Source organism: Bradyrhizobium nivariense (assembly GCF_029846695.2).
Classification (GTDB): Bacteria; Pseudomonadota; Alphaproteobacteria; order Rhizobiales; family Xanthobacteraceae; genus Bradyrhizobium.
On the sequence record NZ_JARWCR020000005.1, the window covers coordinates 128,162 to 154,282 of the forward strand.

21 protein-coding genes, 1 tRNA gene and 1 pseudogene are annotated in these 26,121 nt (G+C 62.5%); 19 read left to right on the plus strand and 4 right to left on the minus strand.

Annotation, left to right across the window (positions count from 1 at the left end; all coding sequences use genetic code 11):
- Both QCM77_RS06650 and QCM77_RS06655 read left to right on the plus strand, forming a co-directional pair.
- Positions 1-1,644, plus strand: coding sequence for an acyl-CoA dehydrogenase family protein (locus tag QCM77_RS06650; RefSeq protein WP_279682500.1), 1,644 nt, complete (start codon positions 1-3; stop codon positions 1,642-1,644).
- Positions 1,645-1,666: 22 nt separating this feature from the next.
- Complete coding sequence (locus tag QCM77_RS06655; RefSeq protein WP_279682501.1) at positions 1,667-2,431, plus strand: CPBP family intramembrane glutamic endopeptidase; 765 nt, start codon at positions 1,667-1,669, stop codon at positions 2,429-2,431.
- Here the strand turns inward: QCM77_RS06655 and QCM77_RS06660 are convergent.
- Together QCM77_RS06660 and ruvX are read right to left on the minus strand one after the other, a co-directional pair.
- On the minus strand, positions 2,428-3,351 hold the full coding sequence (locus tag QCM77_RS06660; protein WP_279682502.1) for an AEC family transporter: 924 nt from the start codon (positions 3,349-3,351) through the stop codon (positions 2,428-2,430). The two genes, QCM77_RS06655 and QCM77_RS06660, sit on opposite strands and share 4 nt — an antisense overlap.
- Positions 3,352-3,354: 3 nt before the next feature.
- A complete protein-coding gene (gene ruvX, locus QCM77_RS06665; RefSeq protein ID WP_279667493.1) occupies positions 3,355-3,846 on the minus strand; it encodes a Holliday junction resolvase RuvX in 492 nt (163 codons plus the stop codon).
- Between the two features lie 47 nt (positions 3,847-3,893).
- Here ruvX and QCM77_RS06670 point away from each other — a divergent pair, with 47 nt between their 5' ends.
- Positions 3,894-4,112, plus strand: coding sequence for a hypothetical protein (locus tag QCM77_RS06670; protein WP_279682503.1), 219 nt, complete (start codon positions 3,894-3,896; stop codon positions 4,110-4,112).
- Between the two features lie 52 nt (positions 4,113-4,164).
- Here the strand turns inward: QCM77_RS06670 and QCM77_RS06675 are convergent, their stop codons facing one another.
- Both QCM77_RS06675 and QCM77_RS06680 read right to left on the minus strand, forming a co-directional pair.
- Complete coding sequence (locus QCM77_RS06675) at positions 4,165-5,100, minus strand: cyclase family protein (RefSeq protein ID WP_279667495.1); 936 nt, start codon at positions 5,098-5,100, stop codon at positions 4,165-4,167.
- A gap of 216 nt (positions 5,101-5,316) precedes the next feature.
- On the minus strand, positions 5,317-6,207 hold the full coding sequence (locus tag QCM77_RS06680) for a LysR family transcriptional regulator (RefSeq protein WP_279682504.1): 891 nt from the start codon (positions 6,205-6,207) through the stop codon (positions 5,317-5,319).
- Between the two features lie 97 nt (positions 6,208-6,304).
- On the opposite strand from QCM77_RS06680, the gene QCM77_RS06685 reads away from it, so the two are divergent.
- The 16 genes and pseudogenes from QCM77_RS06685 to QCM77_RS06760 all read left to right on the plus strand — a co-directional run bounded on the left by QCM77_RS06685 (position 6,305) and on the right by QCM77_RS06760 (position 25,983).
- Positions 6,305-7,330 carry an NAD(P)H-dependent flavin oxidoreductase gene (locus tag QCM77_RS06685; RefSeq protein WP_279667497.1) on the plus strand — a complete coding sequence of 342 codons (1,026 nt, stop codon included), beginning with the start codon at positions 6,305-6,307 and terminating at the stop codon, positions 7,328-7,330.
- Between the two features lie 105 nt (positions 7,331-7,435).
- A complete protein-coding gene (locus tag QCM77_RS06690; protein ID WP_279682505.1) occupies positions 7,436-8,512 on the plus strand; it encodes an NAD(P)H-dependent flavin oxidoreductase in 1,077 nt (358 codons plus the stop codon).
- Positions 8,513-8,589: 77 nt separating this feature from the next.
- Positions 8,590-8,877 carry an Asp-tRNA(Asn)/Glu-tRNA(Gln) amidotransferase subunit GatC gene (gatC, locus tag QCM77_RS06695; RefSeq protein ID WP_007611211.1) on the plus strand — a complete coding sequence of 96 codons (288 nt, stop codon included), beginning with the start codon at positions 8,590-8,592 and terminating at the stop codon, positions 8,875-8,877.
- A gap of 18 nt (positions 8,878-8,895) precedes the next feature.
- The gene (locus tag QCM77_RS06700; protein WP_279682506.1) at positions 8,896-9,108 is read left to right on the plus strand and encodes a hypothetical protein; all 213 of its coding nucleotides are present in this window, start codon (positions 8,896-8,898) and stop codon (positions 9,106-9,108) included.
- Positions 9,105-10,580 (plus strand): Asp-tRNA(Asn)/Glu-tRNA(Gln) amidotransferase subunit GatA, encoded by a 1,476-nt coding sequence (gene gatA, locus QCM77_RS06705; protein ID WP_279667499.1) that lies wholly within the window; start codon positions 9,105-9,107, stop codon positions 10,578-10,580. Before QCM77_RS06700 ends, gatA begins: the two co-directional genes overlap by 4 nt.
- Positions 10,571-10,876, plus strand: a complete 306-nt coding sequence (locus tag QCM77_RS06710) for a hypothetical protein (RefSeq protein ID WP_279682507.1) — start codon at positions 10,571-10,573, stop codon at positions 10,874-10,876. Before gatA ends, QCM77_RS06710 begins: the two co-directional genes overlap by 10 nt.
- Positions 10,873-11,757 (plus strand): class I SAM-dependent methyltransferase, encoded by an 885-nt coding sequence (locus tag QCM77_RS06715; protein WP_279682508.1) that lies wholly within the window; start codon positions 10,873-10,875, stop codon positions 11,755-11,757. The genes QCM77_RS06710 and QCM77_RS06715 overlap by 4 nt, the downstream gene beginning before the upstream one ends.
- A complete protein-coding gene (gene gatB, locus QCM77_RS06720; RefSeq protein WP_279667502.1) occupies positions 11,754-13,238 on the plus strand; it encodes an Asp-tRNA(Asn)/Glu-tRNA(Gln) amidotransferase subunit GatB in 1,485 nt (494 codons plus the stop codon). The genes QCM77_RS06715 and gatB overlap by 4 nt, the downstream gene beginning before the upstream one ends.
- A 1,618-nt stretch (positions 13,239-14,856) precedes the next feature.
- Positions 14,857-15,123: a hypothetical protein gene (locus tag QCM77_RS06725; protein WP_279667504.1), complete on the plus strand. Its 267-nt coding sequence runs from the start codon at positions 14,857-14,859 to the stop codon at positions 15,121-15,123.
- Positions 15,124-15,514: 391 nt separating this feature from the next.
- Positions 15,515-15,608 (plus strand) — tRNA-Ser (locus tag QCM77_RS06730).
- A 298-nt stretch (positions 15,609-15,906) separates the two neighbouring features.
- The gene (locus QCM77_RS06735; RefSeq protein ID WP_279682509.1) at positions 15,907-18,522 is read left to right on the plus strand and encodes an O-linked N-acetylglucosamine transferase family protein; all 2,616 of its coding nucleotides are present in this window, start codon (positions 15,907-15,909) and stop codon (positions 18,520-18,522) included.
- A 725-nt stretch (positions 18,523-19,247) separates the two neighbouring features.
- Positions 19,248-20,864 (plus strand): porin, encoded by a 1,617-nt coding sequence (locus tag QCM77_RS06740; protein WP_279682510.1) that lies wholly within the window; start codon positions 19,248-19,250, stop codon positions 20,862-20,864.
- A 583-nt stretch (positions 20,865-21,447) separates the two neighbouring features.
- Positions 21,448-21,847: pseudogene (locus QCM77_RS06745) on the plus strand (transporter); the annotation flags it as partial.
- Between the two features lie 405 nt (positions 21,848-22,252).
- A complete protein-coding gene (locus QCM77_RS06750) occupies positions 22,253-23,227 on the plus strand; it encodes an HAD family hydrolase (protein WP_279682581.1) in 975 nt (324 codons plus the stop codon).
- A gap of 60 nt (positions 23,228-23,287) precedes the next feature.
- Positions 23,288-24,274 (plus strand): formylglycine-generating enzyme family protein, encoded by a 987-nt coding sequence (locus tag QCM77_RS06755; RefSeq protein WP_279667509.1) that lies wholly within the window; start codon positions 23,288-23,290, stop codon positions 24,272-24,274.
- Positions 24,271-25,983, plus strand: a complete 1,713-nt coding sequence (locus tag QCM77_RS06760) for an arylsulfatase (protein WP_279682511.1) — start codon at positions 24,271-24,273, stop codon at positions 25,981-25,983. Before QCM77_RS06755 ends, QCM77_RS06760 begins: the two co-directional genes overlap by 4 nt.
- Positions 25,984-26,121 lie beyond the last annotated feature (138 nt).

Here is a 26,121-nt window from a genome sequence, read left to right on the forward strand (position 1 = left end):
ATGACCCAGCCCAGCTTCGCGACCCACGAGGTCTTCAACCAGTCGCCACCGTTCGAGGACGTCGACCTCTTCGCCGTGGACCGGCCGCTGGTCGAGGCGGTGAAAGCCAATGGCGGTGCGGCGGCGGAACGCGAGCTGTCGGAGTTCGGCAAGCATTGGGGCTCGGCCGCGATGGCCGATCGCGGGCGCGTCGCGAATGAGAACACGCCGAAGCTGCGCACCTTTGACTCGAAGGGCAATCGGCGCGACCAGGTCGAATTCCATCCGGCCTATCACGAGTTGATGGCGCACAGCGCCCATGCCGGCGTACACAATTCGACGTGGACCGCGGATGGCAAGCCCACGGGCGATGCCTCCGAGGTCATTCGTGCGGCAAAATTCTACATGGCCACGCAGGTCGAGACCGGCCATCTCTGTCCTATCACGATGACGCGCGCCTCCGTCGCGGCGCTGGCGATGCAGCCGGACCTGCTCGCGCGCGTGATGCCGGTGCTGTCGACCAGGAGCTACGATCCCACCTTCGCGCCGTGGTGGGAGAAGCGCGGCATGACGCTCGGCATGGGCATGACCGAGAAGCAGGGCGGTACCGACGTGCGCGCCAACATGACGCGCGCGGTGCGTGACGGCGACGCCTATCGCATCACCGGCCACAAATGGTTCATGTCGGCGCCGATGTGCGACGCGTTCCTGGTGCTGGCGCAGGCCGATAGCGGGCTGACCTGTTTCTTCATGCCGCGCTTTGCGCCGGACGGGTCGGTGAACGCGATCCAGTTCCAGCGCCTGAAGGACAAGCTCGGCAACCGCTCCAACGCGTCCTCCGAGGTCGAATTCGTCGGCGCCTATGCGGAAGCCGTCGGCGAGGAAGGCAAGGGCATCCGCACCATCATCCAGATGGTGCAGCTGACGCGGCAGGATTGCGCGATTGCCTCCGCCGGCCTGATGCGGTCGGGGCTGGCGCACGCGCTGCATCACGCCCGTCACCGCAGCGTGTTCCAGAAGCATCTCGCCGATCAGCCCTTGATGCAGGCCGTGCTGTCGGACATGGCGCTGCATGTCGGGGCGAGCACAGCCCTGGTGATGCGTCTCTGCCGCGCCTTCGACCGGACGCCGCAGGATGCGGCTGAGGCGGCCTACATGAGGCTGCTGACGCCCGCGATCAAATACTGGACCTGCAAGAGCGCGCCCGCGTTTCTCTACGAAGCGATGGAGTGCCTCGGCGGCAACGGCTATGTCGAGGACGGCATTCTGGCGCGTCACTACCGGGAATCGCCGGTCAACGCGATCTGGGAAGGCTCGGGCAACGTGATGTGCCTCGACGTGCTCCGCGCGCTGTCGCGCGAGCCGGAGGCGGCGATGGCGGTGCTGCAATCCGTTGCAGCCGAGACAAAAGGCCTGCCAGGGGCAGGCGAGGCAGCCGCATTCATCGGCAAGACTTTCCGGCGCGCCGACGGCGAGCGCGTCGCGCGCCTTGCGGTCGAGAAGCTGGCGCTGCTTGCGGCCGCAGCGGCGCTCAATGGCGTGACGCCGCATCATGCCGAACTCTTCGCCGCCACGCGCCTCGCAACGACCCATCCCAGCATGTACGGCGCGGTCGAGCTCGAGACCGGCGACGTGCGCGCGTTGCTGGAGCGGACGCTGCCGTGAGCCTCCCAACGAAAGCCTTTTGATGGATTCCCTCAATCCCGAACATCCGCCGCTGATCGAGATGCCTGCGACGCCGGGTGTCTGGAAGTTCTGGGGCACGGCACTGTGGGGCCTTCTCATCTTCTTGGCGATGTTCGTCGGGCAGATCGGCGCCATCGTTCTGCTGGTGGTACAGCGCGGCCTGCCGATGGACCTCGCCTCGCTTCAGCTCGTCGGCCATGAGCCCGCGGCGCTCGCGTTATCCGTCATCATGGGATTGCCGGCGACGCTCGCTGTGGTGTGGCTTGCCATCCGCATCAAGAAGGCATCCTTCACCGGCTACCTCGCGCTGCATTGGCCGTCGTGGATGCAGGTCCTGTTCGGCGCCGTCGGCCTCATCGTGATCGTGCTGGCCTGGGAGGTCACATCGCGATCCCTGGGCCGCGAGGCGACACCGGGCTTCATGACTGATCTCTTGAAATCGGGCCGCGACAAGGGCGCCGCAGTCCTGCTCCTGCTCGCCTTCAGCGTAGCCGCGCCGATGTCGGAAGAAGTTTTGGCGCGCGGATTCCTGTTTCGCGGCTGGTCGGCGAGCTTCCTGCGCGTGCCCGGCGCGATCGTCCTGTCGTCTCTGGTGTGGACGGTCGTGCATCTGCAATACGACATGTACTTCCTCGCCGAGGTCTTCTCCATCGGCCTGTGGTTCGGCTACATGCGGTATCGCGCCAATTCGCTCTGGCTCACGATCGCGCTGCACGCACTGAACAACCTGACCGCAGTGGTGCTGACGATGTGGCTGGGGAGCTAGGCCATCAACGCTATTACGACAGGCATCGTGATCGCCGCCAAAATGGTTTGCAGCGTGATGATCTGTGCCAGCAGCGGCGCATCGCCGCCCATCTGGCGGGCCAGCACGTAGGCGCTGGGCGAGGACGGCACGGCCGCGCAGATCGCCACGATGGCGAGACTGTCGCCGGAGAGGCCGAACCAGGCGGCGAGCACCAGCGCGAGCACGGGCATCAGCACGAGCTTGAACGCCACGCCGATCGTCGCGCTCACGCTCGGGCGCAGCAGGCCTTCGAGTTGCAGGCCGGCGCCGGTGACGAGCAGGCCGATGGCGAGCGAGGAGCGGCCGAGCGCATCCGCGACCTCGTGCCAGATTTTCGGCAGCGGCAAATGGATGACGTTGATGAAGAGCCCGATCGCGCAGGCCCAGATCAGGGGATTGCGGATCACCGTCATGACGATCGCGCGCGCGGACTGTCTCTTCGGCGATGCATAATGCGCCAGCACCGCGACGCTGAAGACGTTGACCAGCGGAATGATCGCGACCATTGCCACCGAGGCCAGCGCGAGCCCGACATCGCCGAACATGTTGGCGGAGACGGACAGCGCCACATAGGTCTGCCAGCGTGTCGCGCCCTGGAAGATCGAGGTGAAGGCGGGGCCGTCGATATCGAGGCGCGCCAGCGCCGGGCGGAGCGCAAGGCAGAGCAGCGACATCGCCAGCGCCGACAACAGCAGCGCGCCGCCGACGCCGGCCACCGGCACCCTGGAGAGGTCCGCCTTCACCAGCGTCTGGATCAGCAGCATCGGAAACAGCACGAAATAGGTCAGCCGCTCCAGCCCGTGCCATTGCGTGTCGAGCCGCATCAAGGTGCGCTTCAGCACGACGCCGAGCACGATGAGGATAAAGACGGGGAGAAGCGCCGCGATCACGACGGCCATGGATCAGTCGGGCCCCGGGGCTGCGCGCAGATTGGCGAGGCGGTCGAGCGCGCCTTGCAGGATGAAGATCGCGGCGTGCTCGTCGATCACTTCGGCGCGCTTGGCGCGGCTGACATCCATGCCGATCAGTTCGCGTTCGACCGCAGCCGTCGACAGTCGTTCATCCCACAACCCGATCGGCAGCGCGGTCAGGCCGGCGAGGTTGCGGGCAAACGCCCGGGTCGATTGCGCGCGCGGACCCTCGCTGCCGTCCATGTTGATGGGCAAGCCGAGCACGAAGCCGACGGCCTTGCGTTCAGTGGCAATCGCGAGCAGCCGGGCGGCATCCTGCTTGAACGCCTTGCGCTGGATCGTCTCGACGCCGGTCGCGAGCCGGCGGTCCGGATTGGAGACGGCAACGCCAATGGTCTTGGTACCGAGATCAAGGCCGACCAACCCGCCGCGTTCGGGCCAGTGGGTTGCAGCGTCGACGAGAGGCAGGATAAGAGCCGGCATGGGACTAGCGCATATCACGCGTCGCGCTACGGAGTGAACCCGGAACAATGGATGCGCTGACACTATTTGGCCTGTTCGCCGTCACCGCGATGCTGGTCACTTACGCCCTGGAAGACCGCGGCCACTGGTTCGTGCTGCTGTTCGCGATGGCCTGCATGCTCGGTTCGGCTTACGGCTTCCTGCAAGGGGCCTGGCCGTTCGGCGTGGTCGAGGCGATCTGGGCTTTGGTTGCGTTGCGCCGGTGGCATCTCAGGCCAGAGAGCTAGACCGGGCGAGGGCGTCTGCCTACGGCAGGCGGGTCCTCGCCCGGGTATCGGATCAGCGGATCGCGATCGGGTTGATCATCGCCTGCACGCCGCCAGTCCAGCGCGGCTGTCCCAGCACGAACAGGAATTCATAGCCCTTGTCCTTGGCAAGCGCGGCCGTGTCCATGTTCTCGAGGATGTAGGTCCCGTTCATCGCGAGCAGGATCTGGTGCACCTCGAACACGTTCTTGGACTCGAACGGCAGCACCTCGAGCGCCCAGGTGTCGGCACCGATCGCGACGACGCCCTTGCTGGTCAGGTATTTTGCGCCTTCGACGCCGAGGCCGGGCTCGCCGGCCGAGTAACGCTTGTCGTCCTTGCCGATCAGGCTGAGCCAGCCGGTGTGGAAGATGACGACGTCGCCCTGGCGGATCTCGACGCCCTGCTTCTTGGCGACTTCGTCGATCTCCTTGACGTTGAAGGCAGTGCCTTCCTTCACGATGTCGGTGTTGTAATAGGCCGCCATGTCGAGCAGCACACCGCGGGTGACGATCGGCGGGACCTTCTCGATGCCGAGCTTCTTCAACCCGTTCGGATCGGCGAAGTCGGCAAGCTTGTTGCCGTTGTAATAGACGTGCTCGACGCCGAGATGGCCGAGGCCGTCGATCTGGCTGCCGATGCCGACCCAGGTGTCCAGGATATCGTCGTTGTAGGTCGCCTTGTTGGGCCCGAGGCCCGGGATGCCTGCTTGTCCGGGTTGCACGATGGTGAGCTTGAACGCACGCGGCGGATAGGCCGGCGTCTGCGGCGTGACCGGAATGCCGAGGGCATAGGTCTTTCCGGTCTTCACCAGAGACGCGGCCTTCAGCACGAGCTCGGGCGTCATGTAGTTGGCGGCACCGATCTCGTCGTTCGGCCCCCATTTCGATTTGGTCCAGTCTTGAGCGCTTGCTGTTTCGACCGTCGCCGACAACGCGGCGACACAGCACAACACGAGCGTATTGCGCATGGATGGTCCTCCCGATGTTTTTGCCGATGTTTGGCTTCGTTATGGTTTCGCGCTGGCCAGTCGCTCATCCTAACGTAGAAAAGTCGCGGGCTTCAAAACTTTTCGAGGTGTCATGCTGCGGCGGCTGAACGCAACATTCGCTACGCGCAGCGTCGATTGAATCAAGTACGACAGATTTGTGACAGCGAATTTCGCGTGGTGGAACGCGCTGGCATCTCAGGCCGCGATGACGTCGTCGTCTTTCTTCAGGCCGGCGGCAAACCCGTTCAGCGCGCTGGTTTGATGTCCGGCACAACGCTGGATGAAGAGCGTCTCGACGTGCGCGTGCGAGTGGCTCAGCGCGTGGATCGACACGCTGCCGTTGATCGCGCTGCGTTCGACGACGGCGCGCGGCAGCAGCGTCACGCCCATGTCGGCGGCGACACAGCCGATCATGCCGTCGAGCGTGCCGAGCTCGAAGCGTGCGGCCGAAGGCCAGCCGAACTCGACAAAAATCTGTTCGAGCCGCTGCCGGTAGGTGCAGCCGGTGCGGAACACCAGCGCGGTCGGGCCGGATTCCGGCGTGCCGGCGCGCAGCTCGGCGAGCGAGGCCCAGCGCCGCGCGCTGACCAGCACCAGCTCTTCGCGGAACGCGCTTGTCGCGGTGAGATCGGCATGCGCGATCGGACCGGCGACGAAGGCGCCGTCGAGCGTGCCTTCGAGCACGCAAGCGACGAGGTCGGCGGTGGGCGCGGTGCGCAGGCTCAGCCGGACGGCGGGAAAGCGGTGGTGAAAATCGGCGAGCAATGGCGGCAGCCGCACCGCCGCAGTCGTTTCCATCGAGCCGATCGCGAGCGGTCCCTTGGGCTCGCCGTCGTCGCGCGCGGCGAGCACGGCCTCGTGCGACAATGCGGCCATCCGTTGCGCGTAGGGCAAAAGCCTTTTGCCCGCGCCGGTCAGGGTCATGCCGCGGCTGTGGCGTTCGAACAGCGGCGTGCCGATCTCGGCTTCCAGCGCCTTCACGCGCTGGGTGACGTTCGACTGCACCGTGTTGAGCTCTTCGGCCGCACGGGTGATGCCCCCGGTACGGGCGACGGCGGCGAAGGTCTGGATGTCGCTGAGTTCCATGGCATCGTTTCTCTTTTGAGATGGCAATGTTCGCTAGAATTCAATTTTAGAGAATGATATTCGGGCCTAGTCTCACTGTCCAGATCGGGGAGAGACCATGCCCATTGCGACGTCGCTGACGAGGCTACTGGAGATCAGGCATCCCATCCTGCTGGCGCCGATGGATATCGTCGCGGGCAGTCGTCTGGTGACCGCCGTGAGCCGCGCGGGCGGGTTCGGTATCCTGGGTGGCGGCTATGGCGAGAGGGCGTGGCTTGAACGAGAGACCGCGAAGCTCGCCGAGGTACGCGCTCGGTTCGGCGTCGGCTTCATCACCTGGAGCCTCGCCAAACAGCCCGAGCTTCTCGACGTCGCGCTCGCCGCAAAACCGTCCGCGATCATGCTGTCTTTCGGCGATCCTGCGCCGTTCGTCGCGAAGATCAAATCCGCCGGCGCACGGCTGATCTGCCAGGTGCAGGATGAGGCGATGGCACGGCAGGGGCTCGATGCCGGTGCCGATATCCTGATCGCGCAGGGGACGGAGGCGGGCGGCCACGGCGCCTCGCGCACCAGCATCGATCTCGTCCCCGCCGTCGTCGATCTTGCGGCGGGCCGCGTGCCGGTCGTCGCGGCCGGCGGACTTGCCGACGGGCGCGGGCTCGCTGCCATGATGATGCTGGGCGCGAGCGGCGTGCTGCTCGGCACGCGTTTCTATGCGAGCCAGGAGGCCGACGGCGCCGACGAGGCCAAGCGGCGCATCTGCGCCGGAAGCAGCGGCTCGACGGTGCGCGGCATCGTCTTTGATCTCTCGCGCAACAATGTCTGGCCAGCGCCCTTCACAGGAAGGTGTCTGGTCAACGACCATGCGAGGCGTTGGATCGGACGCGAGGTCGAGCTGATGCAGAATGTTGCCGCAGTCGCGGCGGACTATGCCGCGGCAAAGGCCGCCGGCAATTTCGACGTCGCGGCCGTGATCGCCGGCGAGGCGGTCGGACTGATCCATGATATTCCACCGGCGGCCGAGATCGTCGAACGGATTGCGATCGAGGCCGAGCAACTGCTAACCGGCCGGCGTAATTCCATCGTTTCTTTTCCTTCTCCCCTTGTGGGAGAAGGTGGCGCGGATGCAATCCGCGCCGGATGAGGGGTCTGTCTCCGCGGATACAAACCCTCACCCGTCTCGCCGCTGCGCGGCGATCCGCCCACTCCCACAAGGGGAGAGGGAAAGAGCGAACATGAGGCAAGAACCATGTGGCCTGACCGTCGATTGATCGACCTCTTCAAGACCGAATTTCCGATCGTGCTGGCGCCGATGGCTGGCGTGATGGACGCGGAGCTCGTGATCGCCGTGGCGCAAGGCGGCGGGCTCGGTTCGCTGCCGAGCGCGATGCTGTCGCCGGATAAGGCGCGCGAGCAGGTCAACATCATCCGCCAGCGCGTCTCCGCGCCGGTGAACATGAATTTCTTCTGCCACACACCAGTCGAGCTCACGGCCGAGGCGGAGGCGCGCTGGAAGCAACGCCTCGCGAGCTACTACCGTGAGCATGGCCTCGATGCCGCCGCACCCATCAATGCCGCAAACCGCGCGCCGTTTGACGCCGGCTTCTGCGAGATCGTGGAGGAGTTGAAGCCGGAGATCGTCAGCTTCCATTTCGGCCTGCCCGAGGACGCGCTGCTCAAGCGGGTCAAGGCGGCAGGATGTCTCGTCATCTCTTCGGCGACCACGGTGAGGGAAGCGGTCTGGCTCGAGCAGCACGGCGCTGACGCGGTGATCGCACAAGGTGCGGAGGCTGGCGGCCATCGCGGCATGTTCCTGACCGACAAGATTGCCGAGCAGCCCGGCACCTTTGCGCTGGTGCCGCAGGTGGTCGACGCGGTGAAGGTCCCGGTGATTGCGGCCGGCGGCATTGCGGATGGCCGCGGCATTGCAGCCGCCTTCGCGCTCGGCGCGGCCGGCGTGCAGATCGGGAGCGCTTATCTGCGCTGTCCGGAATCCAAGGTCAGTACGGCGGCCCGTGCGGCGCTCGCCGATGGGCGGGATGACTCCACCGTCATCACCAATGTCATGACCGGGCGGCCGGCGCGCGGCGTCCAGAACCGCCTGATGCGCGAGGCCGGCCCGATCTCGCCGGACGCGCCGCCATTTCCCCATGCCGCAACGGCGCTGGGACCGCTGAAGGCGGCTGCCGAAAAGCAGGGCAGGGTGGACTTCACCAATCTCTGGGCCGGGCAGGCCATCGCCCTCGGCCGCGAAGTCCCCGCGGCCGAACTGACCCGCGATTTCGCCAAATCGGCCCTGGCCCGCCTGAAAGCGCTGGCTGGATAGGCGGGAAGCGCCGGTTGCGGCGCAAAAGCGGCCTCTGCTATACGGCGGTTAGGTTTTGCCGTGAGAGGCCCTACATAATGTCCGTCGACGCCGCTACCGTCCGCCGCATCGCGCATCTGGCGCGCATTGCGGTTTCCGAGGGCGAGGTTCCGCATCTGCAGGGCGAGCTCAACGCCATGCTCGCCTTTGTCGAGCAGCTCTCGGAGGTCAATGTCGAGGGCGTGGAGCCCATGACCTCGGTCACCCCGATGCAGATGAAGAAGCGGCAGGACGTGGTCAATGACGGCGAGATCGCCGACGATATCGTTGCCAACGCGCCCGCGACCGAAGGTCACTTCTTCCTGGTGCCGAAAGTGGTCGAGTAATTCTTAGGACCAAGTCCGATGTGCATGCTGTGCGACGACGAGAAGGCCTATCAGGCCTACATGAACTATCTCGACAAGATGGAGCGGCAGGGCAAGGCTGCCGACCCCAACGTCGCCGTCAATGCGGTGCTCGACGAGATCGAGGCCGCTGCGAAAGCGGCCGCCAAAAAAGACGCCCCGGCCAACGACAAGACCCTGTCCCCGTTCTTCTGCAGCCCGATCAATAAATGACCGATTTGACATCGCTGACGCTCGCCGAGGCCCGCAAGGGCCTTGCGGCCAAGACTTTCACGTCACTCGAGCTGACCGACGCGCATCTGAACGCGATCGAAGCCGCGCGCGCGCTCAATGCTTTCGTCATGGAGACGCCGGACCAGGCGCGGACCATGGCGCGCGAAGCGGACGCCAGGATCGGGAAGGGCGATGCGGGGCCGCTCGCCGGCATTCCGCTCGGCATCAAGGACCTGTTCGCGACCAAGGGCGTGCGCACCACGGCGTGCTCAAAAATCCTCGGCAATTTCGTGCCGACCTACGAGTCCACCATCACCTCGCAGCTCTGGCGCGATGGTGCGGTGATGCTCGGCAAGCTCAACAATGACGAGTTCGCGATGGGTTCGTCGAACGAGACCTCGTGCTTCGGCCCGGTCGGCAATCCCTGGCGGCGCGACGGCTCCAACACGACGCTGGTGCCGGGCGGCTCGTCCGGCGGCTCGGCCTCTGCGGTGGCCGCGCTGCTCTGCATGGGCGCGACCGCGACCGATACCGGTGGCTCGATCCGCCAGCCGGCGGCGTTCACCGCGACCGTCGGCATCAAGCCGACCTATGGCCGCTGCTCGCGCTGGGGCATCGTCGCCTTTGCCTCCTCGCTCGACCAGGCCGGTCCGATCGCGCGCAGCACGCGCGATGCCGCGATGCTGCTGCGATCGATGGCCGGCCACGATCCGAAGGACACGACCTCGGTCGACATCCCCGTGCCCGACTACGAGGCCGCGATCGGCAAGTCCGTGAAGGGCATGAAGATCGGCATACCCAAGGAATACCGTCTCGACGGCATGCCGGCCGAGATCGAAAACCTCTGGAGCGAGGGCGCGGCCTGGCTGAAGGCGGCCGGCGCCGAGCTCGTCGAGGTCTCGCTGCCGCACACCAAATACGCGCTGCCGGCCTATTACATCGTGGCGCCGGCGGAGGCGTCCTCCAACCTCGCGCGCTATGACGGCGTGCGCTACGGCCTGCGCGAGCAGGGTAGGAACATCAACGAGCTCTACGAGAACACCCGCGCTGAAGGGTTTGGCGCGGAGGTGAAGCGCCGCGTCATGATCGGCACCTATGTGCTCTCGGCCGGCTATTACGACGCCTATTATTTGCGCGCCCAGAAGGTGCGCACGCTGATCAAGAAGGATTTTGAGGATTGCTTCGCCAAGGGCGTCGACGCGATCCTGACGCCGGCGACGCCGTCGGCCGCCTTCGGCATCGGCGAGAAGGGCGGCGCCGACCCGGTCGAGATGTACCTCAACGACATCTTCACGGTGACCGTGAACATGGCAGGCCTGCCCGGTATCGCGGTGCCCGCCGGCAAGGACGCGCAGGGCCTGCCGCTCGGCTTGCAACTGATCGGCCGTCCGTTCGACGAGGAGACGCTGTTCTCGCTCGGCGAGGTGATCGAGCAGGCGGCCGGCCGCTTCACGCCGGCGAAATGGTGGTGAACATGGCGGCGTATATCGCCAGCCTCGACGGCGCCGCGCCTGCGCCGGATCTCAGCGCGCCGCTCGCCGCACTATGGTGGGCTGCCAAGGGCGACTGGGACCAGGCGCACAAGATCGTCCAGGACGAGAGCAGCCGCGAGGCTGCCCGGGTGCACGCCTATCTGCACCGGGTCGAGGGCGACCTCGGCAATGCCGGCTATTGGTACCGCCAGGCCGGCCAGCCCGTGGCAAAGGATTCCCTTGAAGCAGAATGGCAGCGCATCGCTGATGCGCTGGGTGGGAGCGCGTCCGCATGAGCGAGCCTGGTTTCACGGGGCCGAAGGCGAAGCCGGAGGATTTATTCGGCCGTTTTCGCGAGATCGTTTCCGATCCCCTCAACCTTCTGATCGAACGCGTCCCGATGGCAGGCCTCGTCGAAGGCGATCAGGTCTATCTGCATAACGGCCTGAAGGTTCCGGGCATCGGGCCCGGAGCCTATTACGGCCCCTTCAGCAGCGTGCTTGTGATCAATCGCGGCGTCCACGAGCCGCTGGAAGAATATGTCTTCCAGGAATTGCTGAAGCGGCTGGGCGAGGCGCCCTCGATGATCGAGCTCGGCGCCTATTGGGGCCACTATTCGATGTGGCTCAAGAAGACGCGGCCCAAGGCAGAGGTCATCCTGGTTGAGCCGGACCCCGCCTGCCTGAAGACCGGTCAGGATAATTTCGCGCGCAACGGACTGCGGGGCGAGTTCGTCAAGGCCTTTGTCGGCAAGGGCAAATTCGAGGTCGACGCCTTCTTCAGGGACAGGAAGATCAAGCATCTCGACATATTGCATGCCGATATCCAGGCCTTCGAGATCGAGATGCTGGAAGGCGCGGAGAGCGTGCTCACCAAGCGCCGCGTCGATTATCTCTTCATTGCCACCCATTCGCAGGCCCTCCATTACGAGGTCGTCGATCGTCTCAAGGCGCATGGCTATCGGGTCGAGATCTCCAGCGATTTCGAGGAGCAGAGCACCTCGTTCGACGGCTTCGTGTTCGCCTCCTCGCCGGAGGTCGACGCGCTGTTCGGAGAGATCGAGGTGATGGGCCGCCCCGAGATCGCGCTGCGCCGGCCGGCCGACGTGCTTCGGTCGCTCAACGGCCTTCTCGAAGCGGGTGAAAGGCGAGCAGCCAAGGGACCAGTAAAGCCATGAACGCATCCGTCACCCCTCACAAGCTTCTCAAAGGCGCCACCGGCGATTGGGAGATGGTCATCGGCTTGGAGATCCATGCGCAGGTGACCTCGAACTCGAAGCTGTTCTCGGGCGCGTCGACCGCATTCGGCGGCGAGCCGAACAGCCACGTGTCGCTGGTCGACGCGGCGATGCCGGGCATGCTGCCCGTCATCAACGAGGAATGCGTCAGGCAGGCTGTCCGGACCGGATTAGGCCTCAATGCGCAGATCAACCTGCGCTCGGTGTTCGACCGCAAGAACTATTTCTATGCGGATTCACCGCAGGGCTACCAGATCAGCCAGTACAAGTCGCCGATCGTGGGCGAGGGCGAGGTCGTGGTCGAACTGGACGGCGGCAAGACCGCCACCATCGGGATCGAGCGGCTGCATCTGGAGCAGGACGCCGGCAAGTTGTTGCACGACCAATCTCCGACCATGTCCTATGTCGACCTCAACCGGTGCGGTGTGGCGCTGATGGAGATCGTATCAAAACCGGACATCCGCGACGCCGAGCAGGCCAAGGCCTATGTGGCCAAGCTGCGCTCGATCCTGCGCTATCTCGGCACCTGCGACGGCGACATGGAGAAGGGATCCTTGCGCGCCGACGTCAACGTCTCCGTGCGCAAGCCGGGCGCGCCGCTCGGCACCCGCTGCGAGATCAAGAACATGAACTCGATCACCTTCATCGGCCAGGCGATCGAGTACGAGGCCCGGCGTCAGATCGAAATCCTCGAGGACGGCGGCGCGATCGATCAGGAGACCCGGCTCTACGACCCCAACAAGGGCGAGACGCGATCGATGCGGTCCAAGGAAGAGGCGCACGACTATCGCTACTTCCCCGATCCCGACCTGCTGCCGCTGGAGTTCAGCCAAGAGTTCGTCGACGAGCTGAAGGCTGAGCTCCCCGAGCTGCCGGACCAGAAGAAGACGCGCTTCGTCGCGGATCTCGGCCTGTCGGCCTATGACGCGAGCGTGCTGGTCGCCGAGCGCGAGAGCGCGGTGTTCTACGAGACCGCGCTGGAGAAGCTCGCCAACCGCGCGCGCGACGGCAAGGTCGCCGCGAACTGGGTCATCAACGAGCTGTTCGGCCGTCTCAACAAGGAGGGCAGGGATATTACGGCCTCTCCGGTCGGCGCCGAGCAGTTGGCTGCGATCATCGACCTGATCGGCGAGGGCACGATCTCCGGCAAGATCGCCAAGGATCTGTTCGAGATCGTCTGGCAGGAGGGCGGCGATCCCCGCGCGCTGGTCGAAAGCCGCGGCATGAAGCAGGTCACCGACCTCTCGGCGATCGAGAAGGTCGTCGACGACATCATCGCGGCCAATCCCGACAAGGCGGCGCAGGTCAAGGACAAGCCGCAGTCGCTCGGCTGGTTCGTCGGCCAGGTGATGAAGGCGTCCGGCGGCAAAGCCAACCCTCAGAGCGTCAACGACCTGCTCAAGTCCAAGCTCGGCATCTGACCTCGCGCGTTCGAACGAGGTGACGGACACGCGTCGTCACCTCGCTTTCAGTTCGCGATGCGACGCTCGCGCGCATCCTCGGCGGCAAACTTCATCCTGATCGACCGCGATACGCCGACCGAATCGCCGTCACGCGATTCGCGCAAAACGGCGACTTGCACACCCTCTGACGAGCGCCCGCGCCGTTAATCATGAAAATATTTTCGTTGCCAAAAGCCGCGACTCAGAGTCCGCGAAGCGCCTTCGCGAGGTCGTCGCGGGATTGGAGATGCACGTCATCGCGTCGATCACGCGCGATGCGCGCGTGCAGAAAAATACTTGCTGCATAGTGTTTCCTGCAATTGCATCTCTCGCAGACGCTGATGCTGCGGGCACTCTCCGCGATCGCAAGCACACGTCATGCAGTTCGCTTGCATCGCGTTCGCCAAGCGCAGGCGCGTTGCGTCGTCAACACTTCTTTAAGCGAGACGCTGTTTTTTTCGTTGTGTTGGTGTATTCGGGATGAGTGTGCACTCGATCCCCGACTGCATGCAGCGATTAAGCCATCTCACACATCGGAGGGCAACATGGCCAAGAAAGCTAAGAAGGCGAAGAAGGCGAAGAAGGCGAAGTCCGCAGTGAAGAAGACTGCGAAGAAGACCCGCAAGGTCGCGAAGAAGAAGTAACTTCGCTTTTTGAAGTTGCCGGCTCCTAGAGAGCCGGCACGTCATCAGCGCCTTCTCGAAGGTTCTGGTCGACGATAGAGGGTGTCGGCGAGACATCAGGTCAACGGTCGGATCGTTCACTTTCGCGGGTTCGCTCGCCAAAGGCCGGTCCGGCAGAAGAAACAAGTTTTCTTCGTTCGGTGCGGTTCACCGTAAGGGGCTCCGCAATTTCACAAGTGGCCTTCGGGCCAACGTGGAATCTGGTCCTGACGTGTTCGCCGACGCCCTCGTTCTCTTGAGGCCGGGGTATTGCCGGCATTCCCTTATCCCGACATTGCTGATCTGACCGCGACGTGGCTGTTCTGCCTTGAGCAGGGAGGCTGCGGCGCAATTGCACGCTGTTCGCGCGTCGCTTCCCCATTTGCGGTGTCATCGCCCGGCTCCGACCGGGCGATCCAATACGCCGCGGCTTCTCGATGGATGACTGCCGTCTCTGGAATACCGGGTCACCCGCCCCAGTGCGCAATTGCGCACAAGGCGGGTGACGACAGCGGGCGGGCGACACCACAGGATCCGCGCCACCGTGCGCGATGGTTATCGTTCTCCCAAAATCCCAAGGTAAACCGAATCTGACGAATTGCAGAAGTGCCTGCAAAACCGGGGCTTCTTGTATTTGTCGCGCTCGCCTGGCGCGGGCGCGTTTACGTCTGCTTCATTGCGATGTTTAAACTGCCATTCAAATTTGCCCGCCATCATCGTCTCCAACAAGCCGGCAAACGGCTTGGGCAAAAAGACTTGGGCAAAAAGACTTGGGCAACAAGACTTGGGCAACAAGACTTGGGCAACAAGACTTGGGCAACAAGGGCTTGGGGATGAGTTGAACAGCGCATGATCCGGGAAGGGGCATGCGGATCAGAGTTGGACGGGAGCCGCGCTCGGGGGACGAGGCGGCACAAGAAAAGAGGGGATGCGTTATGTTTCAGGGTACTTTCGATCTGGAGACGGCGACGCCGATCGACGCAGGCGCGCTGTCGGACGTGCTGTTCGAGCGCGGGATCTATTGGGCGAGCGGACGCTCCGGCCTCGTCGATCTCGTCGCCGCGCACAAATGGTTCAACCTCGCCGCGCTGAAGGGCCGCAAGGACGCCGTGACGCTGCGCCAGGAAGTCGCCGGCCAGATGTCGGACGTCGAGATCTCGGCCGCGCAGCGCGAGGCGAGGGCGTGGGTCTCCGCTCACTGAGCGGAGATTCGCGTCCGGGCCCGAGTTTTCACCTGTGAGTCTGGTTGCGCTGAATCAAGCTTCATCGTCGTGCCGCCATCTGGACCGGCGCGGCGTAAGCGACCCGACGAGAATGACAGACGTTGGTCAATGGCCACCGATTCCGATCGCGCACGACGACTGCGATCTGGAACTCGGACGGCCGCGGTGCCGATTGCCTCTCGCATGGGCGATCCCGCCACCCGATGCGGACACGCATATATAAGGAGCGCGCGAATCGGGCTGCGTCGGCCGCGCTGATCCTTGCGCCAGGCTTTCGCGGCGTTCGGCGGTCGCTTTCAGGTGAAAGAACGCACCGACCTTAATTCTGCCGCTTGCGGCTCGCCCCCGGGTCGGGCATACCCGGCATATTGGAGACGTGGCCGAGTGGCTGAAGGCGGCGGTTTGCTAAACCGTTATAGGCTTGTAAAGGCCTATCGAGGGTTCGAATCCCTCCGTCTCCGCCATGTACCCTTAAGCGACTGATTTGTCGTTGCTTTCTGCAGTCAGCCGCCGCCCCGCTGATGCCCAATGCTCCCAAACCAGGGCGACGATCCCGCAGCGATCAGGACGGTGGCCCGTCTCGACGCCCGTGGCCCTCTGTCGGCTCCCGGGCCTCGCCGTGGTTCCAAAGCGGAGCAGGGCTGCCGGCGGCCTCGTCCAGTCCTCAACCGCCGCCCCCTGCAACCGCAGCCTGGTCGCGCAGACCTTGCAATGTCGGAGCCGATGGTATGATTGACCGGACGTCCTGAGGGAGGAATGGGCTTGGCGGGTGAACTGCAGACCAAATTTCGACGTGCTGTCGAAGCCTTTCACGCCCATGATTTGGTCAAAGCGGAAAGAATACTGCAGCAGATTGCAAAAGCGTCCAGGAACATCTTCGAAGTCGAACATCTCCTGGGGGTGGTGAAGCTCGTACAAGGTCGATTTGCCGAGGCCGAGGTGCATCTCAGGGCGGCCGTGGTCCTGAACGGAAGCAGCGACGAAGCCCTCAGCAATTATGGATATGCGCTCAAATCCCTGAATCGACCTCAGGAGGCTCTGGCCTATTTCACGCGCGCGTTGGCGGTGAATCCGCGCAATCCTCTTTCATATCACAACAGAGGTTCGATCCTTGCCGAGTTCGCGAGAAGCTATGGGGAAGCGATTGAGCAATTCGACAAGGCGACATTCTACAATCCGAACTTTGCCGATGCCTACGCAAGCAAGGGCGGTTGCCTCGAGAAGCTCAGGCGCTACGAGGACGCCCTCGCGGCCTACGACAAGGCGTTGTCGATCAGGCCTGACCTGGAGACGGCATGGCTTGGTCGAGGCAATGCGCTCCGGAATCTCAGGCGGTACGATGAAGCATTTGCCACGTACGACAGGGCACAGTCGGCCAAACCGGATGTCCCGAGTGCGTGGGTTGGCCGAGGGGAAGTTTTCACCGATCTCAAGCGCCATGACGAGGCGCTTGCCGCGTATGACAAGGCGTTGGCGATCAAGCCTGATCTCGAGAGTGCGTGGGTTGCCCGGGGGCATCTTTTCTGGAGCCTGAAGCGCTACGACGAAGCGTCGGCAGCCTACGACAGGGCGCTCACGATCAAGCCCGACCTGGAGAACGCGTGGCTTGGTCGGGGCAACGTGTCCTTCGATCTCAAACGCCTTGACGAAGCGTTCGCTGCCTATGACAGGGCGTTGTCGATCCGCCCCGATCTGGCGGAAGCCTGGCTTGGCCGCGGCAATGTTCTCACCGAGCTCAAGCGTCATGACGATGCACTCGCTGCATACGGCCGGGCGCTGTCGATCAAGCCAGATCTCGCCGAGGCATGGCTCGGTCGTGGCAATGTTGCGTGGGGGCTGAAGCGCTATGAGGAGGCTCTTTCCGCCTATGACAAGGCGCTCGCGATCAAGCCCGACACAGAGGGGGCCTGGATTGGCCGGGGCAATGTTTTTACCGAGCTCAGGCGCTATGACGAAGCCTTTGTCGCCTATGACAAGGCGGTGTCGATCAGGCCTGACCTGGAGGGCATCGAGGGTTTGCGCCTTCTTGCAAAGATGAACCTGTGCAATTGGGACAATCTGGACGAAGAGATCGCTCAGTTGACGGCAGCAATACGGTTAGGGAAGGCCAACAGCTCTCCCTTTGCGTTGCTTTCTTTGACGGATTCTCCTGATGATCAGCTCCTGTGCGCCAGGACCTGGGTGAAGGCAAAGCTCCCGCATTTCGCCAAAACGAGGCCAGGGGGTGAAATCCGCAGCCACGACAAGATTCGGGTCGGATATGTTTCGCCCGATTTTCGCAAGCATCCGGTCGGGTACCTCACCGCCGAGATCTTCGAGAGTCACGATCCCGACCGCTTCGAGACGTATGCGTTTTCAATCGGCCCGGATGACGAGAGCGATCTGCGCAGGCGGCTCGAAAGGTCGTTTCATCGCTTTATCGATTGTCAGCACAAGATCGACAGTGAAGTCCTGAAAGCGATCGACGATGCGCAGATCGATATTCTTGTCGATCTTGCGGGCCATACGCAGAATGCCAGGCTGTCGTTGTTCGCGTCCAGTCCGGCTCCGATCGTCGTCAACTATCTTGGATTTGCCGGAACGTTGGGGAGCAGGGAGCTATTCGACTACATCATTGCCGATCACGTCGTGCTGCCAGATCAAAACAGCCAGTTCTTCGACGAGAAGGTCGTTCGCTTGCCCGGCAGCTTTATGCCGCGTGACAATCACGTTGGGAAAATCGACGAAGCTGCGCTCAATCGGGCTGATCACGATTTGCGGCAGGAATGGACTGTGTTTTGCTGCTTCAACAATGCCTACAAGATCAATCCGGCTGTCTTTGGCTGCTGGATGAATATCTTGAAAAGCGTGGACCAGTCGGTCTTGTGGTTGTCCGACGTGGGGGAGATCGCAAAATCGAATCTGCGGAAGGAAGCCAGGGGCCTGGGCGTCGACCCGGATCGCCTGGTGTTTGCAAGGCGCGTTGACTCATCATCCGAACATTTGGCGCGCCATCGCCTCGCCGACCTCTTCCTGGACACGCTGCCCTACAACGCACATACGACGGCCAGCGATGCGTTATGGGCTGGTCTGCCGGTCGTGACCCATATCGGGAATAGTTTCGCAGGTCGCGTGGCGGCGAGCTTGCTTAGCGCCGTCGGCCTGCCTGAGCTGATCACACGAACGCGTGCGGATTATGAAGCCCTGGCGATCGACTTGGCGCTCGATAAACAGAAGCTGGCGGATATTCGCGGTAGGCTGCAGGGGAGCCGCCTGACCGCAGCACTGTTTGATGCGGCGCTCTATGCAAGGCGGCTGGAGACAGCTTACGAGGCTATGTATCAACGACATCAGGCCGGCTTGCCGCCAGATCATCTCGAAGTTCAAGCGCGCGGATGAGGACGACCGTCGCACGACGTCGATTGTCCGCAGCCGGTCCTCACGCTCCGTCGCGCGACTGGGCCGTGGCCAAGGCTGGCAGTCACTGCCTGTGTTTCCCTCGAGAGCGATCTGGAGCCAGGTAGCCGGACGTCGGACTTCGTCTGCTTTGTCTGCTTTCGCCCGTGGCGGACCTTTGACCGGCCATACGGGAGCGTTCCAACTCATATTGATACGTAGCGGCCTCCGCCCGCAGTCGTATGGTCAGGCCAGCCAATTCCCGAAGGGTGGTGGGCCGCGGTGAGTCCTTGGTTGATTCCACGATTCGGGCGCGTCAGACCCGCAGCAAGGCTTCTCCGTGAACGTGGGAGCGCCGCCGGAACTTTTGGTGGCAAATCGAACCTGTTCAAAAATTATAATAGAATCAATATGTTGCGAGGCCGCTCTGATCACATCTGCGTGTTATTTGTGCAACACCCGTCGGAAAACAAGCTCCATTGGCCCGTTCTGAGGCGTTCTCTTGTTGTGTGTGCAAAGGCGTTCGGTAATTGTGACTGAGCGACGGAGGGGGGCATCCCGAGGTCGTCCCGTTTTAGGTGGTTCGCTTAAGTCCCTCGCGTTCAGCGGGTGTGTCCGAAGGCGCGAAGCGACTAAGCGGTGAATTTTAAGGGACAAGGGAACCAACCTTAGGGTGTCTTCACCCAGCGGATCCGGAACCTTCCCTATGGCAAACTTGGAGGTTTAACATGAAGTTGGTTAAGAGCCTTTTGCTCGGTTCGGCGGCGGGTCTGATCGCCGTTGGCGGAGCGCAGGCAGCCGATCTCCCCGTGAAGGCCAAAGCGGTCGAATACGTGAAGATCTGCTCCCTGTACGGTGCGGGTTTCTACTACATCCCGGGCACCGACACCTGCATCAAGCTGGGTGGTTACCTGCGCGCTGAAGTCGCGCTGGGCACCAACTCGGATTTCACCCTGAACCAGAACGTCTCGACCCAGGGTGCCAACGGCGCGCGCAACCGCCTGACGAACTACTACACGGCGCGCGCTCGTGAAGACCTCAACATCGACACGCGCACCGCGACCGAATACGGCGTGGTCCGCACCTTCTTCGATGGCGTCTTCTCGTGGACGACCGGCAACTACGTCGGCACCGGCAGTGCAACGGGTACGACGGCCTATAGCGGCGCGCTGGCTACGGCCACGACTCCTGGTGCGACCACCACGTCGCTCTTTGGCTCGGGCGGTGGCTCGGTCAACGGCACCGACGGCAACACCTCGGGCGGTTCGCTCGGCGTGTACTACGCCTTCATCCAGTTCGCCGGCTTCACGATGGGTAAGGCCGTGTCGCAGTTCGACGCGCCCTGGACCAACTATCCCGGCAACAACTTCGACGGTCTCGTCGGCGGTTCCGGCACGGTCACTGGTGTCAACCAGTTCAGCTACACCGCTGACTTCGGTCAGGGCGTGACGGCGTCGTTCTCGGCCGAAGATGCGACCTCTTACTATCAGGCCGGCAACCTCAACTTGGCCGGTGCGACCGCGTCCAGCGTCCTCGGTGCCGCCTACGGCTCCAACGCCATCGGCGGTTCGCGTTCGCCGAACCTCGTCGGTATGGTGCGTGTCGACCAGGCCTGGGGTCTCTTCCAGGCGTCGGTGGCTGCGCATGACAACCACGTCGCGTACTACGGTGCGACCGAGCCGACTGGCCACCCCGACGACAAATGGGGTTGGGCTGTCCAGCTCGCTCTGTCGATCAAGAACATCCCGACTGGTGCGGGTGACGTGATCAACATTTCGGGCGTCTACACCGACGGCGCGACCCGCTACAACTTCCAGAACCTCGCGGGCAGCAGCTACGCGATGTTCGGCGGCTCGAGCGTCGCCTACGGCAGCCTTGGCTTCGCCTCGGCTCCGGATACCGTGTTCACGTCGGCGGGCGGCGGTTCTTCGCAGGAGACCGTCAAGACCTGGGGCTTCCGCGGTGCTTACACCCATAACTGGGATCCGTACTGGAACACCGCGATCTACGGTGCTTACGCTCAGGCGCAGTTCGGCACCTTGGCCAAGACCACGCTTTGCGGCGCCGGTGGTGCTGGTGGTGGCGTGATCGGTGCTGGGTTTGCCGGCGTGACCTCGTGTAACCCGGACTTCGCGGTCGGACAGGTGGGTGTCATCACCCGCTGGACCCCGGTCAAGAACCTGACGTTCTCGGCTGACGTTGCCTGGACCCACCTCGACCAGAAGTATGCCGGTATCGTCACCCCGGCAGCTCTGATCCCGGTTCCCGCCAAGCCGGTCGCCACCTACGAGCTCAAGGATCAGAACTCGGTCGTTCTGCTCCTCCGCGCTCAGCGCAACTGGTAAGTTCGGTCTAAGACCTGACGAGAGCCCCGGCGGGAAACCGCCGGGGCTTTTGCTTTAGATGATCCTCGGCTGGGCGGTGCGAGGGAGCTAAAGCATGATCCGGAAAAGTGCGAAGCGGTTTTCCGAAAAGATCATGCTCAAACAACAACCTAAAGCGCGATGATGATTCATCCTCATCTCATCGCGCTTTAGCCGTCTGCCAGAGGCCGCATGCGGATCGTCCGCTCGGCTCCGCCATATCCTTTTGCGCTATGGCTTTCGTCATTCCATTCATCTATTTTCGGCCATTCGGTGATGGCTGAACTCGCTACTTGCTACTTGCTACTTGCTACTTGCTACTTGCTACTTGCTACTTGCTACTTGCTACTTGCTACTTGCTACTTGCCTAAGCCGTACATTGGCGTACAATTCTACTTCCAGGCGAACAGTTTTGGGGGCACAATGTGACGGCGAGAGCCGCGCTTGCTGCTGCGAAAAGCGAGCGCTCAATCCCAGCACATAGACGCAGAGTTATTTCTGCAGCCCTCCTGACGTCCACTCTATTGCTTTCTGCTCAGTCTGCCTTCGCCGACGAAAACGGCACGGCGTCGACATGCACTTCGACTGGGGTGCATCCCAATTTCTGTCGAAGCAGGTCATGGTTGGTCTGGTGGGCTATGTATACAAGGGGCTCGGCTGTGGACAGCGGTTCAGGTGACCGTGTCGGCTGCTTCCAGTCCCAGGTAGTTGGCATCGGCCCGCAAATCGGTTTCTTGTTTCCGGTTGGCGACATGCAGGGCTATCTGAATTTCAAGGCCTATGGCGAGTTCGCTGCCGAAAACCGGCCATCGGGCTGGAATACCTGGGTTACCTTCGCTGCGATCTGCTCCGCAGCAATGATCCACTCGCTTCTGGGGGCCGGGCTCGATCTGAGCGTCGGTTCGATCTCTCCGCCCGCGCCCGGAGCGCCTCCGACAACAAAGCCCATCGTCAGAAAATACTAAGACCAACAAACCCGCCGGCTTGTCGGCTCTCGAACAGCAATCGTGTCTGAAATCAGCGGCACGACTGCTGGCCGTCGATGTCTCGCCGGGCGCGATTGGGATCGTGATCCGGGATCTTTTACCTACGCGGCCATCCTTTGATTTAGATCAAAACGCGGAAGTGTGCCGCTTCGTTTTCTGTAAGCCCTACCGTCCTTCAAAGAACCAACTACCGAAACTGGATACGTCGCAACATGTTCGTATCAAGCTGGTCGCGGTTTCAAACCAATTTCAACAGTACGAGATTCTTCTCGCTGCGAATGGTCGTACATTTTTATGCCGTTTGCAGAGCAAATGGAGACGCGTGTGAATCCAATCATTGGATCTTTTCACCTGGATCGGCGCGCCCTTCTTTCTTCCCTGGCGATGCTTCCGCTGCTTTCAGCCTCGCTACACTCCAGGTCGGCGCTGGCGCAATCCCAGCGCGATCCGTTGCCTTCCTGGAATGACGGTTCGGCGAAGACATCTATCGTCGACTTCGTTAGGCGCGTCACGGACCAGGGCGGCCCATATTTCGTGCCGCCCCAACAGCGGGTCGCAACCTTCGACAATGACGGCACGCTGTGGATCGAACAACCGATGTATGTGCAGCTTGCCTTTGTGCTCGACCGCGTGAAAGGCATGGCCGCGATGCATCCGGAATGGAAAGACAAGCAGCCGTTCGCGGCGGTGCTGGACGGCGACCTGAACGCGCTCGCAGCTTCCGGCGAAAAGGGCGTTGCCGAACTGGTCGCGGTCACCCACGCCGGTATGACGACGGCAGAGTTTGAGACGATCGTCACGGATTGGCTTGTCACGGCGCGCGACAGACGCTTCAAACGACCTTACACCGAGTTGGTGTACCAACCGATGCTGGAATTGCTCGCTTACCTTAGGGCGAACGGTTTCCAAACTGTCATCGTTTCAGGCGGCGGTGTTGAGTTCATGCGGCCGTGGACGGATGCCATCTACGGCGTCCCTCCAGAGCAGGTGGTCGGATCCTCGATCAAGACCCGGTTTGAGATGCGCGACAGCGCCCCGGTCCTATTCCGGTTGCCCGAGATCAATTTCATCGATGACAAGGCCGGTAAGCCAATCGCAATCAATGAACATATCGGCCGCCGCCCCATCGCCGCGTTTGGCAACTCGGATGGAGACCTTGAAATGCTTCAATGGGCGACGCTCGCCCCCGGCGCGCGGTTCGGTTTGCTCGTCCACCATACTGACGCCGGGCGCGAATATGCCTACGACCGCCAATCCCACTTCGGGAAATTGGACATGGCCCTCGACGCCGCAGCGGTGAATCGATGGACGGTGGTCGACATGAAGAATGACTGGAAGCGGATATTCGCCTTCGAGTAAGAACGCGAACCATCGGATGTCCGTGACACAGCCATAAGGTTAGTCGAGGGGCGAGATGAAATGAATTTCACCGGTGCGAAATGTTTTTCCGGGCAAACGGTTGAGGGGTCAGCGGACCAGGAGATGGTTTATATCTCCGGCGGAACTTTTCGGATGGGTTCCGAGCATCACTATCCTGAGGAGGCGCCAGTCCACCGGGTTACCGTGGACGGATTTTGGATCGACCGAACGCCTGTCACCAATCGCCAATTTCGAGATTTTATCAACGCGACTGGCTACGTCACCCTCGCTGAACTGACACCCGATGCGAAGGACTATCCTGGCGCACTACCGCACATGCTGAAGGCCGGCTCTCTCGTCTTTACACCGCCGCAGCAAGCGGTGGACCTGCGCCATTGGAGCGAATGGTGGACGTTCAAGTTCGGAGCCAATTGGCGTCGTCCATACGGACGGCACAGTAACCTACGCGGGCTCGAGAATCATCCCGTTGTGCACGTCGCTTACCGTGATGTCGAAGCCTATGCCAAATGGGCCGGCAAGGAATTGCCGACCGAGGCCGAATGGGAGTTCGCCGCACGTGGCGGACTGGACGGTGCCGAATTCGCTTGGGGTAACGAGCTAGTCCCCGGCGGCAACCATATGGCGAACACCTGGCAGGGTAATTTCCCGCACGAGAATCTCGCGACCGATGGGTTCGAGCGCACCTCGCCGGTCACAACGTTTCCGGCCAACGGTTACGGGCTGCATGACATGATCGGCAATGTCTGGGAATGGACCGCCGATTGGTATTCGCCGATGCACGAGGCCGATGCGCCGAAGGCGTGTTGCATTCCGCAAAATCCGCGGGGTGGGCCCGAAATTGCGAGCTACGACCCCCGAAATCCGAAGATAAGAATTCCGCGCAAGGTGCTTAAGGGCGGCTCGCATCTTTGCGCGCCTAACTATTGCCGCCGCTATCGTCCGGCAGCGCGTCATGCCGAGCCGATCGATACGTCTGCCAGCCACGTCGGTTTCCGTTGCATTGCCAGAAAAAGGAGTACGTCATGAGCCGCGACAAGATTCCGGGAAATCCCGAGAGCAGTATTACGCCACCACCCAGCACAGGTTTGAAACGCCGCGATCTGCTGCTGAGCGGTAGCTCCCTCGTCGCAGCTTCGGCCTTTGCAGTTGCCGGACTCACAGGTTCCGCGCAAGCCCAGCAGCCGACAGCGGCGCCCGGGCCGGCGGGGCAGAGGCCCAATATCGTCGTCATCATGGGTGACGACGTCGGCATGTGGAACATCGGTGCCTATCACCGCGGCTTGATGGCCGGCCGGACGCCAAATCTCGACAAGCTCGCCGCCGAGGGCATGTTGTTTACCGACTATTACGCCGAGGCCAGCTGTACGGCGGGGCGCGCCAACTTCATCACCGGTGAGTTGCCAATCCGCACCGGCATGACCACGGTCGGTCAGGCCGGTGCTCCCACAGGCATACCCGCACAGGCGGCGACCATCGCTACCGCCTTGAAAGGAATGGGCTACGCCACCGGCCAGTTCGGCAAGAACCACCTCGGCGACAAAAACGAATTTTTGCCGACAGTGCACGGCTTCGACGAGTTCTTCGGCTATTTGTACCACCTCGACGCGATGGAAGATCCGGCCCATCCCGGTTATCCGCAGGAACTGCTGAATTCAGTCGGTCCACGCAACATGATCCATTCTTACGCGACCAATGTCGACGATCCCACCGAGGATCCGCGCTGGGGCAAAGTCGGCAAGCAGAAGATTGAGGACGCGGGGACACTGTATCCCAAGCGGATGGAAACCGTTGACGACGAAATCCGTGACCTCGCGCTGAAGTTCATCGACAAGGCCAAGGCCGACAATAAGCCGTTCTTTCTGTGGCTCAATCCGACCCGCATGCACATCGTCACGCATCTGTCGCCGAAGTACGAAGCGCTGCGGAACTCCAAGAACGGCTGGACCATCCATGAGGCCGGCATGGCGCAGCTCGACGACGACGTCGGGATCGTCATGCAGAAACTCAAGGATATGGGCGTCGATGATAACACGATCGTGGTGTTCACCACCGATAACGGCACCGAGGTCTTCACCTGGCCGGACGGCGGACAAACGCCTTTCGCGCAGAGCAAGGGCACCGTCATGGAAGGCGGATTCCGCGTGCCCTGCATGATCCGCTGGCCGGGCAAGGTGCCGGCGGGCAAGGTCGAGAACGGTATCATCTCGGGGCTGGATTGGTTTCCGACCCTTGTTGCGGCAGCCGGCAACCCGAATATCGCCGAAGAGCTGAGGAAGGGCAAACAGATCGGTGACAAGACGTACAAGTGCTATCTCGACGGCTATAACCAGATGGACATGATCACGGGCAAGGGGCCGTCGAACCGGCACGAGATCTTTTACTTCGGCGAAAGCGAGCTTGGTGCCGTGCGCATCGACGACTTCAAGTATCGCTTTATCGACCAGCCCGGAGGCTGGCTCGGCGAAAAAACCAAACCTGACGTGCCGTACCTGATCAACCTTCGCCTCGATCCTTTCGAGCGCACCGGCTGGCCAAATAGCGGGACCAAGGAGGGCGCGCAGCAATACTTCGACTGGTTCAAATACGAATTCTGGCGCTTCGTGTTTGTCCAGCAGCACGTGGAGAAGCTGGCTATGACGGCAATTGAATTTCCGCCCATGCAAAGGGGAGCGAGCTTCAATCTCGATGCCGTGAAGGCGAAGATCGCGGCCGCGCAAGCTGCAATCGCCAAGTAGGGCGGCATGCAGCACCAAGACGTCGCCCCGAACTCCCGGGGCGACGTCTTCAAAGCAACAGATGCGCGTGCGGACGAACGAAGTTGCTGCGACGCAACTTCGAATGCAATCGTCTCAATGCCGGGAGTCCCGACAGCT

Bases quoted from the DNA above. Each gene is read 5' to 3' on its own strand.
- QCM77_RS06650 (WP_279682500.1), top strand. From the start codon at position 1: ATGACCCAGCCCAGCTTCGCGACCCACGAGGTCTTCAACCAGTCGCCA.
- QCM77_RS06655 (WP_279682501.1), top strand. From the start codon at position 1,667: ATGGATTCCCTCAATCCCGAACATCCGCCGCTGATCGAGATGCCTGCG.
- QCM77_RS06660 (WP_279682502.1), bottom strand. From the start codon at position 3,351: ATGGCCGTCGTGATCGCGGCGCTTCTCCCCGTCTTTATCCTCATCGTG.
- ruvX (WP_279667493.1), bottom strand. From the start codon at position 3,846: ATGCCGGCTCTTATCCTGCCTCTCGTCGACGCTGCAACCCACTGGCCC.
- QCM77_RS06670 (WP_279682503.1), top strand. From the start codon at position 3,894: ATGGATGCGCTGACACTATTTGGCCTGTTCGCCGTCACCGCGATGCTG.
- QCM77_RS06675 (WP_279667495.1), bottom strand. From the start codon at position 5,100: ATGCGCAATACGCTCGTGTTGTGCTGTGTCGCCGCGTTGTCGGCGACG.
- QCM77_RS06680 (WP_279682504.1), bottom strand. From the start codon at position 6,207: ATGGAACTCAGCGACATCCAGACCTTCGCCGCCGTCGCCCGTACCGGG.
- QCM77_RS06685 (WP_279667497.1), top strand. From the start codon at position 6,305: ATGCCCATTGCGACGTCGCTGACGAGGCTACTGGAGATCAGGCATCCC.
- QCM77_RS06690 (WP_279682505.1), top strand. From the start codon at position 7,436: ATGTGGCCTGACCGTCGATTGATCGACCTCTTCAAGACCGAATTTCCG.
- gatC (WP_007611211.1), top strand. From the start codon at position 8,590: ATGTCCGTCGACGCCGCTACCGTCCGCCGCATCGCGCATCTGGCGCGC.
- QCM77_RS06700 (WP_279682506.1), top strand. From the start codon at position 8,896: ATGTGCATGCTGTGCGACGACGAGAAGGCCTATCAGGCCTACATGAAC.
- gatA (WP_279667499.1), top strand. From the start codon at position 9,105: ATGACCGATTTGACATCGCTGACGCTCGCCGAGGCCCGCAAGGGCCTT.
- QCM77_RS06710 (WP_279682507.1), top strand. From the start codon at position 10,571: ATGGTGGTGAACATGGCGGCGTATATCGCCAGCCTCGACGGCGCCGCG.
- QCM77_RS06715 (WP_279682508.1), top strand. From the start codon at position 10,873: ATGAGCGAGCCTGGTTTCACGGGGCCGAAGGCGAAGCCGGAGGATTTA.
- gatB (WP_279667502.1), top strand. From the start codon at position 11,754: ATGAACGCATCCGTCACCCCTCACAAGCTTCTCAAAGGCGCCACCGGC.
- QCM77_RS06725 (WP_279667504.1), top strand. From the start codon at position 14,857: ATGTTTCAGGGTACTTTCGATCTGGAGACGGCGACGCCGATCGACGCA.
- QCM77_RS06740 (WP_279682510.1), top strand. From the start codon at position 19,248: ATGAAGTTGGTTAAGAGCCTTTTGCTCGGTTCGGCGGCGGGTCTGATC.
- QCM77_RS06750 (WP_279682581.1), top strand. From the start codon at position 22,253: ATGCTTCCGCTGCTTTCAGCCTCGCTACACTCCAGGTCGGCGCTGGCG.
- QCM77_RS06755 (WP_279667509.1), top strand. From the start codon at position 23,288: ATGAATTTCACCGGTGCGAAATGTTTTTCCGGGCAAACGGTTGAGGGG.
- QCM77_RS06760 (WP_279682511.1), top strand. From the start codon at position 24,271: ATGAGCCGCGACAAGATTCCGGGAAATCCCGAGAGCAGTATTACGCCA.